Source organism: Caballeronia sp. LZ065 (assembly GCF_031450975.1).
In the GTDB taxonomy this organism is placed as follows: Bacteria; Pseudomonadota; Gammaproteobacteria; order Burkholderiales; family Burkholderiaceae; genus Caballeronia.
In genome coordinates this window covers 1,329,543-1,342,042 of record NZ_JARUXV010000003.1, presented here as the reverse complement: position 1 = coordinate 1,342,042, position 12,500 = coordinate 1,329,543, and the positions used below count along the sequence as shown (strand labels likewise).

13 protein-coding genes and 1 pseudogene are annotated in these 12,500 nt (G+C 63.5%); 5 read left to right on the top strand and 9 right to left on the bottom strand.

The genetic code is table 11. The annotated features are described in order from the left end of the window. Window positions 1-7 precede the first annotated feature (7 nt). Window positions 8-1,870 (top strand): biosynthetic-type acetolactate synthase large subunit, encoded by a 1,863-nt coding sequence (gene ilvB / locus QCE63_RS26135; protein ID WP_309837118.1) that lies wholly within the window; start codon window positions 8-10, stop codon window positions 1,868-1,870. A gap of 15 nt (window positions 1,871-1,885) precedes the next feature. Next, entirely contained in the window at window positions 1,886-2,164 is a 279-nt protein-coding gene (locus tag QCE63_RS26130; RefSeq protein WP_309837116.1) for a winged helix-turn-helix transcriptional regulator, read from the top strand. 109 nt (window positions 2,165-2,273) lie between these two features. On the opposite strand, the gene QCE63_RS26125 is transcribed toward QCE63_RS26130, so the two are convergent. The 6 genes and pseudogenes from QCE63_RS26125 to QCE63_RS26100 all read right to left on the bottom strand — a co-directional run bounded on the left by QCE63_RS26125 (window position 2,274) and on the right by QCE63_RS26100 (window position 7,730). Then, window positions 2,274-3,440 carry a PDDEXK nuclease domain-containing protein gene (locus QCE63_RS26125; protein ID WP_309837352.1) on the bottom strand — a complete coding sequence of 389 codons (1,167 nt, stop codon included), beginning with the start codon at window positions 3,438-3,440 and terminating at the stop codon, window positions 2,274-2,276. Window positions 3,441-3,634: 194 nt separating this feature from the next. Next, complete coding sequence (cyoD, locus tag QCE63_RS26120) at window positions 3,635-3,967, bottom strand: cytochrome o ubiquinol oxidase subunit IV (RefSeq protein ID WP_309837115.1); 333 nt, start codon at window positions 3,965-3,967, stop codon at window positions 3,635-3,637. After that, window positions 3,967-4,575 carry a cytochrome o ubiquinol oxidase subunit III gene (gene cyoC, locus QCE63_RS26115; protein ID WP_309837113.1) on the bottom strand — a complete coding sequence of 203 codons (609 nt, stop codon included), beginning with the start codon at window positions 4,573-4,575 and terminating at the stop codon, window positions 3,967-3,969. The genes cyoD and cyoC overlap by 1 nt, the downstream gene beginning before the upstream one ends. Next, window positions 4,576-6,582 (bottom strand): cytochrome o ubiquinol oxidase subunit I, encoded by a 2,007-nt coding sequence (gene cyoB, locus QCE63_RS26110; RefSeq protein ID WP_309837111.1) that lies wholly within the window; start codon window positions 6,580-6,582, stop codon window positions 4,576-4,578. 3 nt (window positions 6,583-6,585) lie between these two features. Continuing rightward, window positions 6,586-7,472: pseudogene (cyoA, locus tag QCE63_RS26105) on the bottom strand (ubiquinol oxidase subunit II). Window positions 7,473-7,541: 69 nt separating this feature from the next. Then, window positions 7,542-7,730: a hypothetical protein gene (locus QCE63_RS26100; protein WP_309837109.1), complete on the bottom strand. Its 189-nt coding sequence runs from the start codon at window positions 7,728-7,730 to the stop codon at window positions 7,542-7,544. A gap of 79 nt (window positions 7,731-7,809) precedes the next feature. Between QCE63_RS26100 and QCE63_RS26095 the strand changes: the two genes are divergently transcribed. Next, on the top strand, window positions 7,810-9,015 hold the full coding sequence (locus QCE63_RS26095; protein WP_309837107.1) for a nitronate monooxygenase family protein: 1,206 nt from the start codon (window positions 7,810-7,812) through the stop codon (window positions 9,013-9,015). A 7-nt stretch (window positions 9,016-9,022) separates the two neighbouring features. On the opposite strand, the gene QCE63_RS26090 is transcribed toward QCE63_RS26095, so the two are convergent. Further along, on the bottom strand, window positions 9,023-9,325 hold the full coding sequence (locus tag QCE63_RS26090; protein ID WP_309837105.1) for a hypothetical protein: 303 nt from the start codon (window positions 9,323-9,325) through the stop codon (window positions 9,023-9,025). A gap of 159 nt (window positions 9,326-9,484) precedes the next feature. Here QCE63_RS26090 and QCE63_RS26085 point away from each other — a divergent pair, with 159 nt between their 5' ends. Continuing rightward, window positions 9,485-9,802, top strand: coding sequence for an HNH endonuclease (locus QCE63_RS26085; RefSeq protein ID WP_309837104.1), 318 nt, complete (start codon window positions 9,485-9,487; stop codon window positions 9,800-9,802). Here QCE63_RS26085 and QCE63_RS26080 read toward each other — a convergent pair. Beyond that, window positions 9,794-10,090 carry a hypothetical protein gene (locus tag QCE63_RS26080; protein ID WP_309837103.1) on the bottom strand — a complete coding sequence of 99 codons (297 nt, stop codon included), beginning with the start codon at window positions 10,088-10,090 and terminating at the stop codon, window positions 9,794-9,796. The genes QCE63_RS26085 and QCE63_RS26080 overlap by 9 nt on opposite strands. 406 nt (window positions 10,091-10,496) lie before the next feature. Between QCE63_RS26080 and QCE63_RS26075 the strand changes: the two genes are divergently transcribed. Continuing rightward, window positions 10,497-11,555, top strand: a complete 1,059-nt coding sequence (locus QCE63_RS26075; RefSeq protein ID WP_309837101.1) for an NAD(P)-dependent alcohol dehydrogenase — start codon at window positions 10,497-10,499, stop codon at window positions 11,553-11,555. A gap of 54 nt (window positions 11,556-11,609) precedes the next feature. Here QCE63_RS26075 and QCE63_RS26070 read toward each other — a convergent pair whose 3' ends face one another. Next, on the bottom strand, window positions 11,610-12,500 hold the full coding sequence (locus tag QCE63_RS26070; protein ID WP_309837100.1) for a LysR family transcriptional regulator: 891 nt from the start codon (window positions 12,498-12,500) through the stop codon (window positions 11,610-11,612).

Genomic DNA, 12,500 nt, shown 5'->3' with positions numbered 1-12,500 from the left:
GACTGACATGATTCGTAATCCAGCAGTGAAACGCCCGATCGAGCCCGTGCAAGGCGACGCCGAACTCATATCAGGCGCCGACATCATCCTGCGCGTGCTCGCCGAGGAAGGTGTCGATACCTTGTTCGGCTATAGTGGCGGCGCCATCCTCCCGACCTATGACGCCGTGTTTCGCTTCAACGAAACGCATGCGGACCATCCTGCACGGCAGATCAAGCTCGTCGTGCCCGCGAACGAACAGGCCGCCGGTTTCATGGCCGCGGGCTATGCGCGGGCCAGCGGCAAGGTGGGCGTGTTCATGGTGACGTCCGGACCGGGCGCGACCAACGCCGTCACGCCGATCGCCGATTGCAATGGCGACTCCGTGCCCGTCGTGCTGATCTGCGGACAGGTGCCGCGCGCGGCCATCGGTACCGACGCCTTTCAGGAAGCGCCGGTGTCCAACATCATGTCGGCGTGCGCGAAGCAGGTCTTTCTCGTCACGGATCCGGCGAAGCTGGAAGAAACCTTGCGGACGGCCTTCGAGATTGCCCGCACGGGCAGGCCCGGACCGGTCGTGATCGACGTGCCGAAGGACATTCAGAACTGGAAGGGCGCCTGGCGCGGACACGGCACCTTGCACTATCGCGGCTATTCGGATCGTCTTCGGCTCGTCGCGAAGGGCGCCCGGTTCGACGACGAAAAGCGCGCCGCGTTCTTCGCGCTTCTCGCGCGCAGCCAGCGGCCGTTGCTGTATGCGGGCGGCGGCATCATCGCGTCGGGTGCGAGTGCTGAACTGCGCCAGTTCGCCGAACGTTACCGGATTCCCGTCGTCACCACGCTGATGGGGCTTGGCAGCCTGCCCGCGCGCCATGAGCTGAACCTCGGCATGCTCGGCATGCACGGTGCGGCGTGCGCCAACTATGCGGTCGAGGACTGCGATTTCCTGATCGCCGTGGGTGCGCGCTTCGATGACCGTGTCGCGGGCGGGCGGCCGGAAGCATTCGCGTCGAAGGCGCACGCGGTCGCGCATATCGATATCGACGAAGCCGAGATCAACAAGGTCAGGCGCGTGGAATGGAGTCACGTCGGCGACGCGAAGGATGCGTTGCTGGCGCTCATGTCGGACGGTCCGGCCGCGCGTCCGGCGTCCGGCTGGGCCGCGCATGTGGACGCGCTGCGGCGCGATCACGGCATGAACTACGACCGGCGCAATCCGGCGCTGCAGCCGCAGCGTGTCATCGAAATGCTGGGCGAGATCACCGGCGGGCGCGCGATCATCAGCACGGGTGTCGGCCAGCATCAGATGTGGGCGGCTCAGTTTTTCGATTTCGTCGCGCCGCGCAGTTTCCTCACCTCGGGCAGCATGGGGACGATGGGCTTCGGCCTGCCCGCGGCGATCGGCGCCCAGTTTGCACGGCCGGACGCGCTCGTGATCGATATCGATGGCGACGGCAGCATCCGCATGAACATGGGCGAACTGGAAACGGCGACTACCTATGGCGTGCCGGTGAAGGTGCTGCTGCTCAACAATCGCGGCGACGGCATGATCCGTCAATGGCAACGTCTGTTCTACGACGGCCGCATGTCCGTGAGCGACAAGGCGCTGCATCGCAAGGACTTCGTGCTGGCGGCGCAGGCGGATGGCTTCGGGTTTGCGTGCCGCGTCGAGCGGGAGGATAAGCTGGAAGAAAGGCTCAGGGCATTCGTGGCCTTCGACGGTCCCGCGTTCCTCGAAGTGATGATCGACGAGAACGCCGATGTGTTTCCGATGGTCGGTCCAGGGCAGACCTATGAAACCATGATCACGGGGCCGTTCATTTCGTCGCGTTCGGATCCGGATGCGCGTTCGGAGGGGGCCGCAGATGCCTCTCCCAGCGACATGTTCTGACGCGGAGCCAAGGACATGATGAACGCGGATCTGATCCACAAGGCGCTCGCCAGTCCGGTGCGGCGCGAGATTCTGACGTGGCTGAAGGAACCGGAAGGCGCGTTCGGCAGCGGCCTGCCGATCAAGTCGATTCAGGCGCGCAGCGGTCTGTCGCAATCGACCATTTCAGCGCATGTCGCCGCGATGATCGAGGCCGGGTTGCTCGTGGCGAGGCATGTGGGCCAGTTCATCATCGTGTCGCGCAATGAGGAGGTGATCGGGGCGTTTATCGCGGAGTTGCGGAGCAGTTTGTGAATTGGCTAGGTCGCAAGAGAGGACCGATGTCGGCAAGTAGCGAACAGCGCGATGGCAGAGCCTGCGGGGGCGCAACTCGCAAGCCCTGAAGTGGAATGCCCGAGCTCGCCTATGCCTTTTCGTTCTTGAGGCACAACGTTCCGCGAGATTCGAGCAGACGCCGTGTGTTCTCCAGCTCTATTTGCAGCAACTCGGCGTCCGGCAACACCGTCCGATAGTTGGCCGCCATCACCTTGGTCGGCAAGCCATCAAGTGCATAGCGTGCCAGGGCATGACCCTTGTCGGCGCACAGGATCAGGCCCACTGGCGGATTCTCGTCCGGGTAGGCCCAATGTTCCCTGGCATAGTTGCAGTACATGTGCATCTGTCCGACGTCGGCATGGGTCAGGCTGCCCAGCTTCAAGTCTATGATGACGAGGCAGCGCAGCTTGCGATGAAAAAACAGTAGATCTACGCGATACCAGGTCTGATCGATGCGCAACCGGCGCTGCCGCCCGACGAAAGTGAATCCCTCGCCCAGTTCCAGCAGGAAGTCTTCCAGTCGCCGGATCAAAGCCGCTTCGAGATCTGATTCTGAATACTCATCCTTGAGATCGAGGAACTCCAGCACATAAGGATCCTTGATCGCGTCATCCGGCGTAACGGTATCTTCAGGCTTGGCCGCGGCCCCTTTGACCAGCATCGACGCCTTGTCCTTGGACAAGGCCGTGCGTTCATAGAACTGGCTGCCGATCTGCCGATCGAGCTGGCGCACGCTCCAGCCACCGCGCAGCGCCTCGGCCTCGTAGAACTGCCGGGCATGGTCAGTCTTGACCGAAAGCAGCCGAACGTAAGCCGACCACGGCAGCGTGAAGACTTGAGCCAGTTGGGAGAGGTCAAATTTCCGAGACGCTGTCTCGGATTTCTTTGCGGGCAGTCCTTCTCCAGATTTCCGAGACACTGTCTCGGAAATTGCAGCCAAAGGGTAACTGAGAAAGAAGCGCCGCATGTTCTCAAGGTTGTCGGGGCTGAACCCGCGCCCAAACCTGGCGGTCAAATCGGCTGACAGCCGCTCCATCAACTGGTCGCCGTAACCGGCCCGCCGCTTGCCTTTCTGCTCGGCTTCGACAATCCGGCGGCCAATCTCCCAATAGCTGGCCGTCATCAGCGCATTGACGCTGCGCGCCGCTGCCTGACGCGCAGCATCCAGCAACTCCACAATACCGCTGTGAATGCCGACATAGCCAGCCGGTAAGGCTGGAGGCTTTCCTGTCGGCACTTGCTTCTTCCTTGTCATGCCACCACCTCTAACGAACTGGATGCCCGCGTAGTTGCCAGCTGCCGGTTCGCCCCGAATCGGCCGCGTCCCGCACCAGCTTGTCGTCGGGATGAACATCGCCACGATCTTGTGGGCTGTCAGCATCATGCCACCTAGGTCGGTACAGCGGAATTGGCAATGTCAGTTGTCGCCAGATGGCAGATGCCATAACCTCAGCGCGCCATCATCAACGCATGCACGTTATGCAACACCCACACCGTGCCGACGATCAGAATCAGCGACATCAGAATGGTGTAGGCAAACGACATCGCGTGCCAGCGTTGCCCCTTCGACGCATTGACGTGCAGGAAAAACACCACGTGCACGATCACCTGAACGGCGGCCAGCGCCGCCAGCATGACGATCGCCTTCTCACCGCTGAACGCGCCCGACGTCGCGGCCCAGAACGACGCCACGGTCAGCATGACCGCCAGCGCGAAGCCAATCAGATACCCGCGTGCAGTGACGTGCGGGAAATCGCTTGAATTGCCGTGCGATTGAGCCATCAGACGATGCTCCCGAGATAGACGAAAGAAAACACGCAGATCCAGACGATGTCCAGGAAGTGCCAGAAGAGGCTCAAACAGGCGAGGCGGCGCAGGTCGCGTTCGCTCAGCTTGCGCTTGCCCGTCATCTGGACCACGAGCACGACCAGCCAGAGCAAGCCGATGGTCACGTGCAGACCATGCGTGCCGACCAGCGTAAAGAACGCCGACCAGAATGCGCTGCGCTGCGGTCCCGCGCCTTCCGCGACGAGGTGCGCGAACTCGTTCAGCTCCAGCCACAAAAAGCCCGCGCCCAGCGCGAACGTGACGAACAGCCAGCCGAGCACCGCGCCGATGCGCTGGCGCGTCGCGGCGATCATCGCGAAACCGAAGGTCAGGCTGCTCGTCAGAAGCAGGCCGGTTTCGAGCGCCACGTCGTTGAGATTGAGCAGGTCCTTGCCGGTAGGCCCGCCCACGGTCTGCATCGCAAACATCGCGAAGGTGGCAAAGAGCGACGCGAACAGCACGCAATCGGTCATCAGGTAAGCCCAGAAGCCGAACACCGAGTGCGACTGATGTTCATGCCCGTGGTCATGCGCGGCATGCGCGGACAGGGTCGATTGCGACATTTACAGCACCTCCATTTCCAGTTCCCGTTCCGCGCCGGCCTTGACCGGCGGTCGCGGAGCGTTCGGTTCTTCGATCGACCTGACCGTGGCCGCCGGAATGATGAAGCCGGCGTTGTCGCGGAAGCTGTAGCCGATCACCATCGCCACCACGCCTACGAGGCCCGCCGCCGCCATCCAGACGATCTGCCAGACGGCCGCGAAGCCGAACATCAGCGAGAACAGGCCGATGAACAGACCCGCGCTCGTGTTCGACGGCATGTGAATGTCGCCGTACGGACGGACATCGACGCGGCCACTTTCCTTCGCGTCGGCGAAGTCGTCCAGCGCGCGCACCGCAGGAAGGCGCGCGAAGTTGTACACGGGCGGCGGCGAGCTCATGGTCCATTCGAGCGTGCGGCCATCCCACGGGTCGCCGGTGACGTCGCGATAGGCGGGCTGATTGCGGCGCAAGACACTGACGACGATCTGCGCGACCTGGAACACCACGCCCAGCGCAATGATGCCGACGCCGATTGCCGCCACCGTGAAGTAAGGCTGCCACGCGGGATTGTCGTAGTGATTCAGACGGCGCGTCGCGCCCATGAAGCCGAGAACATAGATGGGCACGAAGGCCACGAAGAAGCCCACGAACCAGCACCAGAACGCCTTCTTGCCGAGATTCTCGTCGAGCTTGAAGCCGAAAACCTTCGGCCACCAGTACGACACGCCCGCGAAGTAGCCGAACACCACGCCGCCGATGATCGCGTTATGGAAATGCGCGATCAGGAACAGGCTGTTGTGCAGCACGAAGTCCGCGCCGGGAATCGCGAGCATCACGCCCGTCATGCCGCCCAGCGTGAAGGTCACGATGAAGCCGATGGTCCACATGATCTGCGAGGTCATCTGCACGCGGCCGCGGTACATCGTGAAGATCCAGTTAAAGATCTTCACGCCGGTGGGGATGGAGATGATCATCGTCATGATGCCAAAGAAGGCATTGACGTTCGCGCCGGAGCCCATCGTGAAGAAGTGATGCAGCCACACGAGGAACGACAGCACCATGATGCAGCAGGTGGCGTACACCATCATGCGATAGCCGAATAGCGGCTTCTTCGAGAACGTCGCGACCACTTCCGAATAGATGCCGAACGCCGGCAGAACCAGGATGTAGACCTCGGGATGCCCCCAGGCCCAGATCAGGTTCAGGTAGACCATCGGGTTGCCGCCGCCGTCGTTAGTGAAGAAGTGCATACCGGCATAGCGGTCGAGTCCGAGCAGCGCGAGCGCGACGGTCAGGATCGGGAACGTCGCCATGATGAGCACGTTCGAGCAGAACGCGGTCCACGTGAAGACGGGCAGCTTCATCCACGTCAGGCCGGGCGCGCGCATCTTCACGATGGTCACGAAGAAGTTCACGGCGGTCAGCAGCGTGCCGACGCCCGACAGCTGCAGCGACCAGATGTAGTAATCCACGCCGACGCCCGGACTGAACTGCGTCTCCGACAACGGCGGATACGCGAGCCAGCCGGTGGCCGAGAACTCGCCGACGAACAGCGACAGGTTGATGAGGATGGCCGCGACGGCCGTCATCCAGAACGACAGCGAGTTGATGAACGGAAAGGCCACGTCGCGGGCGCCGATCTGCAAGGGCACGATCAGGTTGAAGAACGCGACCAGCAGCGCCATGGCCATGAAGAAGATCATGATGGTGCCGTGCGCGGTGAAGATCTGGTCGTAGTGATGCGGCGGCAGGTAGCCCGGCGAATCGAGCGCGATGGCCTGCTGGATGCGCATCATGACGGCGTCCGCGAAGCCGCGCACGAGCATCAGCCCGGCCACCACCAGATACATGACGCCGATGCGCTTGTGATCCACCGAAGTCAGATACTCGCGCCACAGCCAGCCCCACTTGCCGAGCCGCGTGATGAGGCCGGCCGTGCCGAGCGCCGCGATCGCCATGAAGACGGTCGCCCCCATGATGATGGGCTCGTGGTACGGGACCGCCTCGAGCGTTAATTTGCCGAACATGGCTTACCCCTTGGTTACGCAGTAGTTGCCGTTCACGTCGAAACGGCCGTCGTTGTACTTGGCGACGATGTTTTTGAAGAGCCGCGGATCGACGGTGGAGAAGTAACGCACCGCCACTTTCTCGCTCGGACGCGCGACGCCCGCATAGACGTCCATGCTGAGCGTCTCGGGCGCGGTCTTGACCTTGTTCAGCCATGCGTCGAAGTCAGCGGGAGACAGGGCGAGCGCGCGGAACTTCATGTCGGAGAAGCCTGCGCCGCTATAGTTGGCCGAGATGCCCGCGTAGTCGCCGGCGTGATCGGCTTGCAGATGCAGACGTGTCTGCATGCCGGCCATCGCGTAGATCTGGCTGCCCAGTTGCGGGATGAAGAACGAGTTCATCACCGAATCCGACGTGATGCGGAAGTTCACCGCGTGCCCACCGGAAACGCCAGCTGGTTCACCGAAGCCACGCCCAGGTCCGGATAGATGAAGAGCCATTTCCAGTCGAGCGCGATCACTTCGACGTTGATCGGCTTGATGTGCGAGTCCAGCGGCTTGTACGGGTCGAGCTCGTGCGTGGTCTTCCAGGTCAGGATGCCGAGATACAGGATGATGATCGTGGGAATGGCCCACACGACCACTTCGATGGCCGTGGAGTGAGCCCACTTGGGCGCATACGTGGCCTTCGTGTTCGACGCGCGATAGCGCCACGCGACGAACAGCGTGAGCAGGATCACCGGGATCACGACGAGCAGCATCGCGTAGGTCGCGGTGGCGATCAGCGAGGACTCGGCCACGCCAATCACACCCTTGGAATCGAGGACTTCCAGCTTGCATCCCGAGAGGCCGGCGGCGAGCATCAACGCCGTCAGCGCGGGTACAGCGGAACGTTGAGTAGTGTCATTCATTGCATTCGCTTGTTTCGATGATCGAGGCGTTGGAGGAACGCCGTTGAACGGCATTGCGCCGCGTCAGGATCATGCCACCGACGGTCTCCCGTGATGACGCGAATGGTTGAAATTTTGTTTCAGATCAATGGGATGCGACAGGGTGTCGCGGATCTTCGGAACGTTTTGCGAAACAGCGGCGAGTCTACAACGCGCTTCGATGCGCGCAGGTGTAATAAAAATAATCGGGCGAAGCGCCGTGCCTCTGATGAACGTCAAGAGATGTGTCCGACGTCGGCTTGTCGCGACGAAGACCGCGCGGCTACGATCAGCAGCATCCTGCCGCCATCGCCTCATCATGAACCTGCATCCCGACTCCGCCTCGACCCCTCACGTCCATTCTTTCGCCCCGCTCGTGATACGCGGCCGCAGCCTGCTGCCGGTCGTGCAGGGCGGCATGGGCGTCGGCATCTCGGCGCATCGGCTCGCGGGCAGCGTGGCGCGCGAGGGCGCCATGGGCACCATCGCGAGCATCGACTTGCGTCATCATCATGAAGACCTGCTCGCGATGTGCCGCGCAGACCCGTCGCGTGCCACGCTGGAACGTGCCAATTTGATCGCACTGGGCCGTGAGATCGAAGCGGCGCGCGTGTTGTCGGCAGGGCGGGGCATGCTTGCCGTGAACGTGATGAAGGCCGTCAGCGCGCATGCCGACTATGTACGCACCGCTTGCGAGCACGGCGCGGACGCCATCGTGATGGGCGCGGGTCTGCCGCTCGATCTGCCCGATCTCACGCAAGGTCATGACATCGCGCTGATTCCCATACTCTCCGATAGCCGTGGCGTCACGCTCGTGCTCCGGAAGTGGATGAAGAAGGGCCGCTTGCCCGATGCCGTCGTGATCGAGCATCCGGCGCACGCGGGCGGACATCTCGGCGTGGCTGGCATCGACGACATGCACGACGAACGCTTCGGCTTCGAGCGCGTGCTGGCGGAACTGGATGCGTCGTTCGCCACGCTTGGGCTGGCGCGCGCGGCGGTGCCGGTGATCGTCGCGGGCGGCATCGATGGACATGAGGCCGTGCGCACATGGCTCGACGCGGGCGCGAATGGTGTGCAGCTCGGCACGCCGTTCGCGGTCACCGAGGAAGGCGACGCGCATCCGGCGTTCAAGCGCGTGCTGGCGGAGGCGCGGCCGGAGGATATCGTCGAATTCGTGAGTGTGACCGGGCTGCCCGCGCGGGCCGTGAAGACGCCCTGGCTCATGCGCTATCTGCGCAACGAAGAACGCATCCGGACGAAGATCGGCGCGCGTCCGCAGGCCTGTCCGACGGCGCTCGACTGCCTGAGCGCGTGCGGCTTGCGCGATGGCATCGAGAAGTTCGGGCACTTCTGCATCGATACGCGTCTGGCTGCGGCGCTGCGCGGCGACGTGGGCAACGGGCTGTTCTTTCGCGGCAAGGAACGGCTGCCGTTCGGTGCGGCGATTCGCAGCGTGCGCGAGCTTATCGAGGTGCTGCTGACGGGCGCGACCAGCGCCGCGCCCTCGCCCTCGACCTGCTGAGCCGTCGTCAGCCGCCCGAATACTTGCGCAATAGCGCATTCACGTCGATGCGCTGTCCCTGAAGCAGCAACAGCCGCGTGTGCAGCACGAGATTCTCCAGCACGAGCAGCGCCGTGGTGAGCATGTAGGTGAGATTGACGTCGCCGGGATTGAGTCCGCTGGCCTGGAGCTTCCGATGCTTGTCCACGAGCGCGGTCATCACGAGGCTGCGCAGTTCGGGTTCTGCAAAGGGAAGATCGCCGTAGTCGACCGGATCTTCCCGTTCGAGTTCTGCGAGCATGCCCGTCAATTCGCTGATGGTCACTTCCATGGCTTCTCCCGGCTCAGGCACTGCGTGGACGGTGAACAGTGAGCAATGAACAGCGTCTTCATGGTGCCACGGGCGCGCGCAAAATAAAACGGCCGGACGCGGGAACAGGCATCGAAGCGTAGACTCGATTCATGGACAGCGATCGAAGCGAGTCACGCAATGGCCCGGCGCACGCCTGAACCGTGGTATCACCCGCCAGCGGATGAAGTCTGCGCGCTGTGTGGGCGGCTAGTGCCGCCCGCCGAACGCGACTTGCATCATATGGTGCCGAAGTCGCAGGGCGGCAGGCAGACAGCCGTCCTGCACCGCATCTGCCATCGGCAATTGCATGCGCTCTTCACGGAGAAGGAACTGGCGCAGCGCTATTCGTCCGTCGAGGCCCTGCTCGCGCACGAAGCGGTGCGCGGGTTTGTCGAGTGGGTGAAGACCAAACCGGACAGCTTCTATCAGCGCACGCGGCGTTCGCGCTCACGCTGAGACTTGCGCTTCGCGCACGCGCGGCGTCTCGCGCCGGTAAGCCGTCATGCCGAAGCGCTGCAGGATGAAGCTCTCGACCACGAGTTTCAGGTCCGCTTCGCATGGCCGCGTGCCCCAGCGGCTGTTGCCCGCCACCGAGGCCACTGCGAACCACGATTGCGGCTGGAACAGTTCGACGCGCAACAGGCCGCGCTCGAAAATCCTGAGCCGCCCGGTATCGATGTGGAATTCGGCGCTCACCGCGCCCCCCGGCATGTCGATGCTCGCCGTAATGGCCTTTGCTTTCATGATCTTTTGGTCTCTCTCTGTGCGTGGCTTCGTCGCGTTGTTTCGTCGTTGCCCGGCGCGCTTTCTCTCGTTGCCAACCACTCTGAACCGCAACGTTCGAAACGGCCAGTCCCGCCTTAGCAGGGATCGGACCCGAGGGGCGCGATTGCCGGATTCTCCGGCGCCCCGGCGAGTGCAAGACCGTCCCGGCAGAAACTTACCTTTAGGCATACAGTACTGGCGTTGCGGATGGCCGCCGAAACATCGGCGCGATCCGCACGGCGTCCGCCAGAAGCATGCAGCATCACGGCGAACGTTCGCTGTCGCACATAACATCCACCTGTCACCTTGCAACGGTCACGTTTTTCCGTCGTGGAAAGATGCTCGTTCGTTCGCAAAAGATTCAAACACCGGAGGGAAGCAGACCATGTACAAAGCGTATTCCTTTGCCGCCGCCGCAGCCGACAAAGCGCTCGGCCCGCACGAGATTCAACGGCGCGAGGTCGGACCGAACGACGTTCGCATCGACATCCTGTTCTGCGGCGTCTGCCACTCGGACCTGCACATGGCCAGAAACGAATGGGGCGCGTCGAACTATCCGATCGTGCCGGGTCACGAGATCGTCGGCCGCGTGGTCGAGGTCGGTGCGGACGTGTCGAAGTTCAAGGTGGGGCAACTCGCGGGCGTCGGCTGCATGGTCGATTCCTGCCGGGTCTGCGACGCCTGCAAGGAAGGTCTCGAACAATTCTGCGACGGTCCGGACAGCTTCATCCAGACCTACAACTCGCCCGACCGCCAGTCCGGCGGCGTGACCTTCGGCGGCTATTCGACGAGCATGGTCGTCGATGAAGCCTATGTGCTGAGCGTGCCGGAGAATCTCGACCTCGCAGCCGTCGCGCCGTTGCTGTGCGCAGGCATCACGACTTACTCGCCGCTGCGTCACTGGAACGTGCAGAAAGGGCAGAAGGTCGGCATCGTCGGACTGGGCGGCCTTGGACACATGGGCGTCAAGATCGCCGCCGCGATGGGCGCGCACGTGGTGCTGTTCACCACGTCGCCGGGCAAGATCGAGGACGCGAAGCGCCTGGGCGCGCATGAAGTCGTCATCTCGAAGGATCCGGACCAGATGGCCGCGCATGCCAACAGCTTCGACTTCATCCTGAATACGGTGGCCGCGTCGCACGACCTGGATCCGTTCATGGTGCTGCTCAAGCGCAACGGCACCATGACGCTGGTGGGCGTGCCGGAGCATCCGCATCCGTCGCCGGCGGTGTTCAACATGATCTTCAAGCGGCGCGCGCTGGCCGGATCGCTGATCGGCGGCATCGCGGAGACGCAGGAGATGCTCGACTTCTGCGGCCAGCACGGCATCACGTCCGACATCGAGATGATCCGCATGGACGAAATCAATCACGCCTACGAGCGCATGCTCAAGAGCGATGTGAAGTATCGCTTCGTGATCGACATGTCGACGATGCCGAGCTGAGCAACGTTGTCATGGCAGGCGCGGCGGTGATTGCCGCGCCTGCACGGCCAGAAATCACCGCGCGATGGCCGCGCGCAGTCTTTCGACGAAGCGCTCCGTCACCGCCGGCAAGGTCCTGCCTTTCTTCCGGATGAGCGCGACCGGCCGCACGAAGGCCGGGTGATCGATGGCTTTCACGACGAGCCCCGGCTCCGCGCGCACCTCGCGCGCCGTCTCGGGCAGGATCGTCACGCCGAGGCCGCCGCGCACCATTGCGACGGCGGTCATCATGTAAGTCGGCTCGCACGCAATCTCCAGCGTTTCACCGGTGGCGCCGAGCGCGGCATCGACGACCGCGCGCACGCTGGTGCCCGGCGCGGTCAGCACGAGCGGCTCGCGAGCGAGATCTTCCGGACCGATGCGCCGCTTCCGCGCCAGCGCATGCCCGCGCGGACACACCGCCACGAGCCGGTCGACGCCCGCGTGCAGCACCTCCAGCAACGGGTCCGCGACCTCGCCGCCCGTCAGCCCGATATCCGCTTCCTCGCTGCGCACGAGCGCGTTGACGGCGCTCGCCACGACATCGCGGATCTGGAAGGCCACGCGCGGCACCTCGCGCTTCATACCGATGATCAGTTCCGGCAGCATGCTCGCCGCGAACGTGGGCAGGCACGCCAGGCGGATCGTGCCGCTGCCGCCTTCGCCGAGCGCGCGGGCGTCGCGCAGCACGTTTTCCATGTCGTTCAGCGACTTGCGCAGCAGCGGCAGCAATTCGCGTCCGGTGGGCGTCAGCGCGACGTTGCGGCTATTGCGGTCGAACAGCCGCGCGCCGACCGCCTCTTCCAGCCGGCGGATCTGCACGGTCAGCGCCGGTTGCGACAGATTGAGCCGCTGCGCCGCGCGCGTGAAGCTGCCGGTGTCGGCCACCGCGACCAGCGCCCGGATGTCGCGAAGATTCAGATCCAT

What these genes read in the sequence shown, in the direction of transcription:
- QCE63_RS26125 (WP_309837352.1), bottom strand. Translation starts at nt 3,440, where the DNA reads ATGACAAGGAAGAAGCAAGTGCCGACAGGAAAGCCTCCAGCCTTACCG.
- cyoD (WP_309837115.1), bottom strand. Translation starts at nt 3,967, where the DNA reads ATGGCTCAATCGCACGGCAATTCAAGCGATTTCCCGCACGTCACTGCA.
- cyoB (WP_309837111.1), bottom strand. Translation starts at nt 6,582, where the DNA reads ATGTTCGGCAAATTAACGCTCGAGGCGGTCCCGTACCACGAGCCCATC.
- QCE63_RS26095 (WP_309837107.1), top strand. Translation starts at nt 7,810, where the DNA reads ATGAACCTGCATCCCGACTCCGCCTCGACCCCTCACGTCCATTCTTTC.
- QCE63_RS26090 (WP_309837105.1), bottom strand. Translation starts at nt 9,325, where the DNA reads ATGGAAGTGACCATCAGCGAATTGACGGGCATGCTCGCAGAACTCGAA.
- QCE63_RS26080 (WP_309837103.1), bottom strand. Translation starts at nt 10,090, where the DNA reads ATGAAAGCAAAGGCCATTACGGCGAGCATCGACATGCCGGGGGGCGCG.
- QCE63_RS26070 (WP_309837100.1), bottom strand. Translation starts at nt 12,500, where the DNA reads ATGGATCTGAATCTTCGCGACATCCGGGCGCTGGTCGCGGTGGCCGAC.
- cyoC (WP_309837113.1), bottom strand. Translation starts at nt 4,575, where the DNA reads ATGTCGCAATCGACCCTGTCCGCGCATGCCGCGCATGACCACGGGCAT.
- QCE63_RS26075 (WP_309837101.1), top strand. Translation starts at nt 10,497, where the DNA reads ATGTACAAAGCGTATTCCTTTGCCGCCGCCGCAGCCGACAAAGCGCTC.
- QCE63_RS26085 (WP_309837104.1), top strand. Translation starts at nt 9,485, where the DNA reads ATGGCCCGGCGCACGCCTGAACCGTGGTATCACCCGCCAGCGGATGAA.
- ilvB (WP_309837118.1), top strand. Translation starts at nt 8, where the DNA reads ATGATTCGTAATCCAGCAGTGAAACGCCCGATCGAGCCCGTGCAAGGC.
- QCE63_RS26130 (WP_309837116.1), top strand. Translation starts at nt 1,886, where the DNA reads ATGATGAACGCGGATCTGATCCACAAGGCGCTCGCCAGTCCGGTGCGG.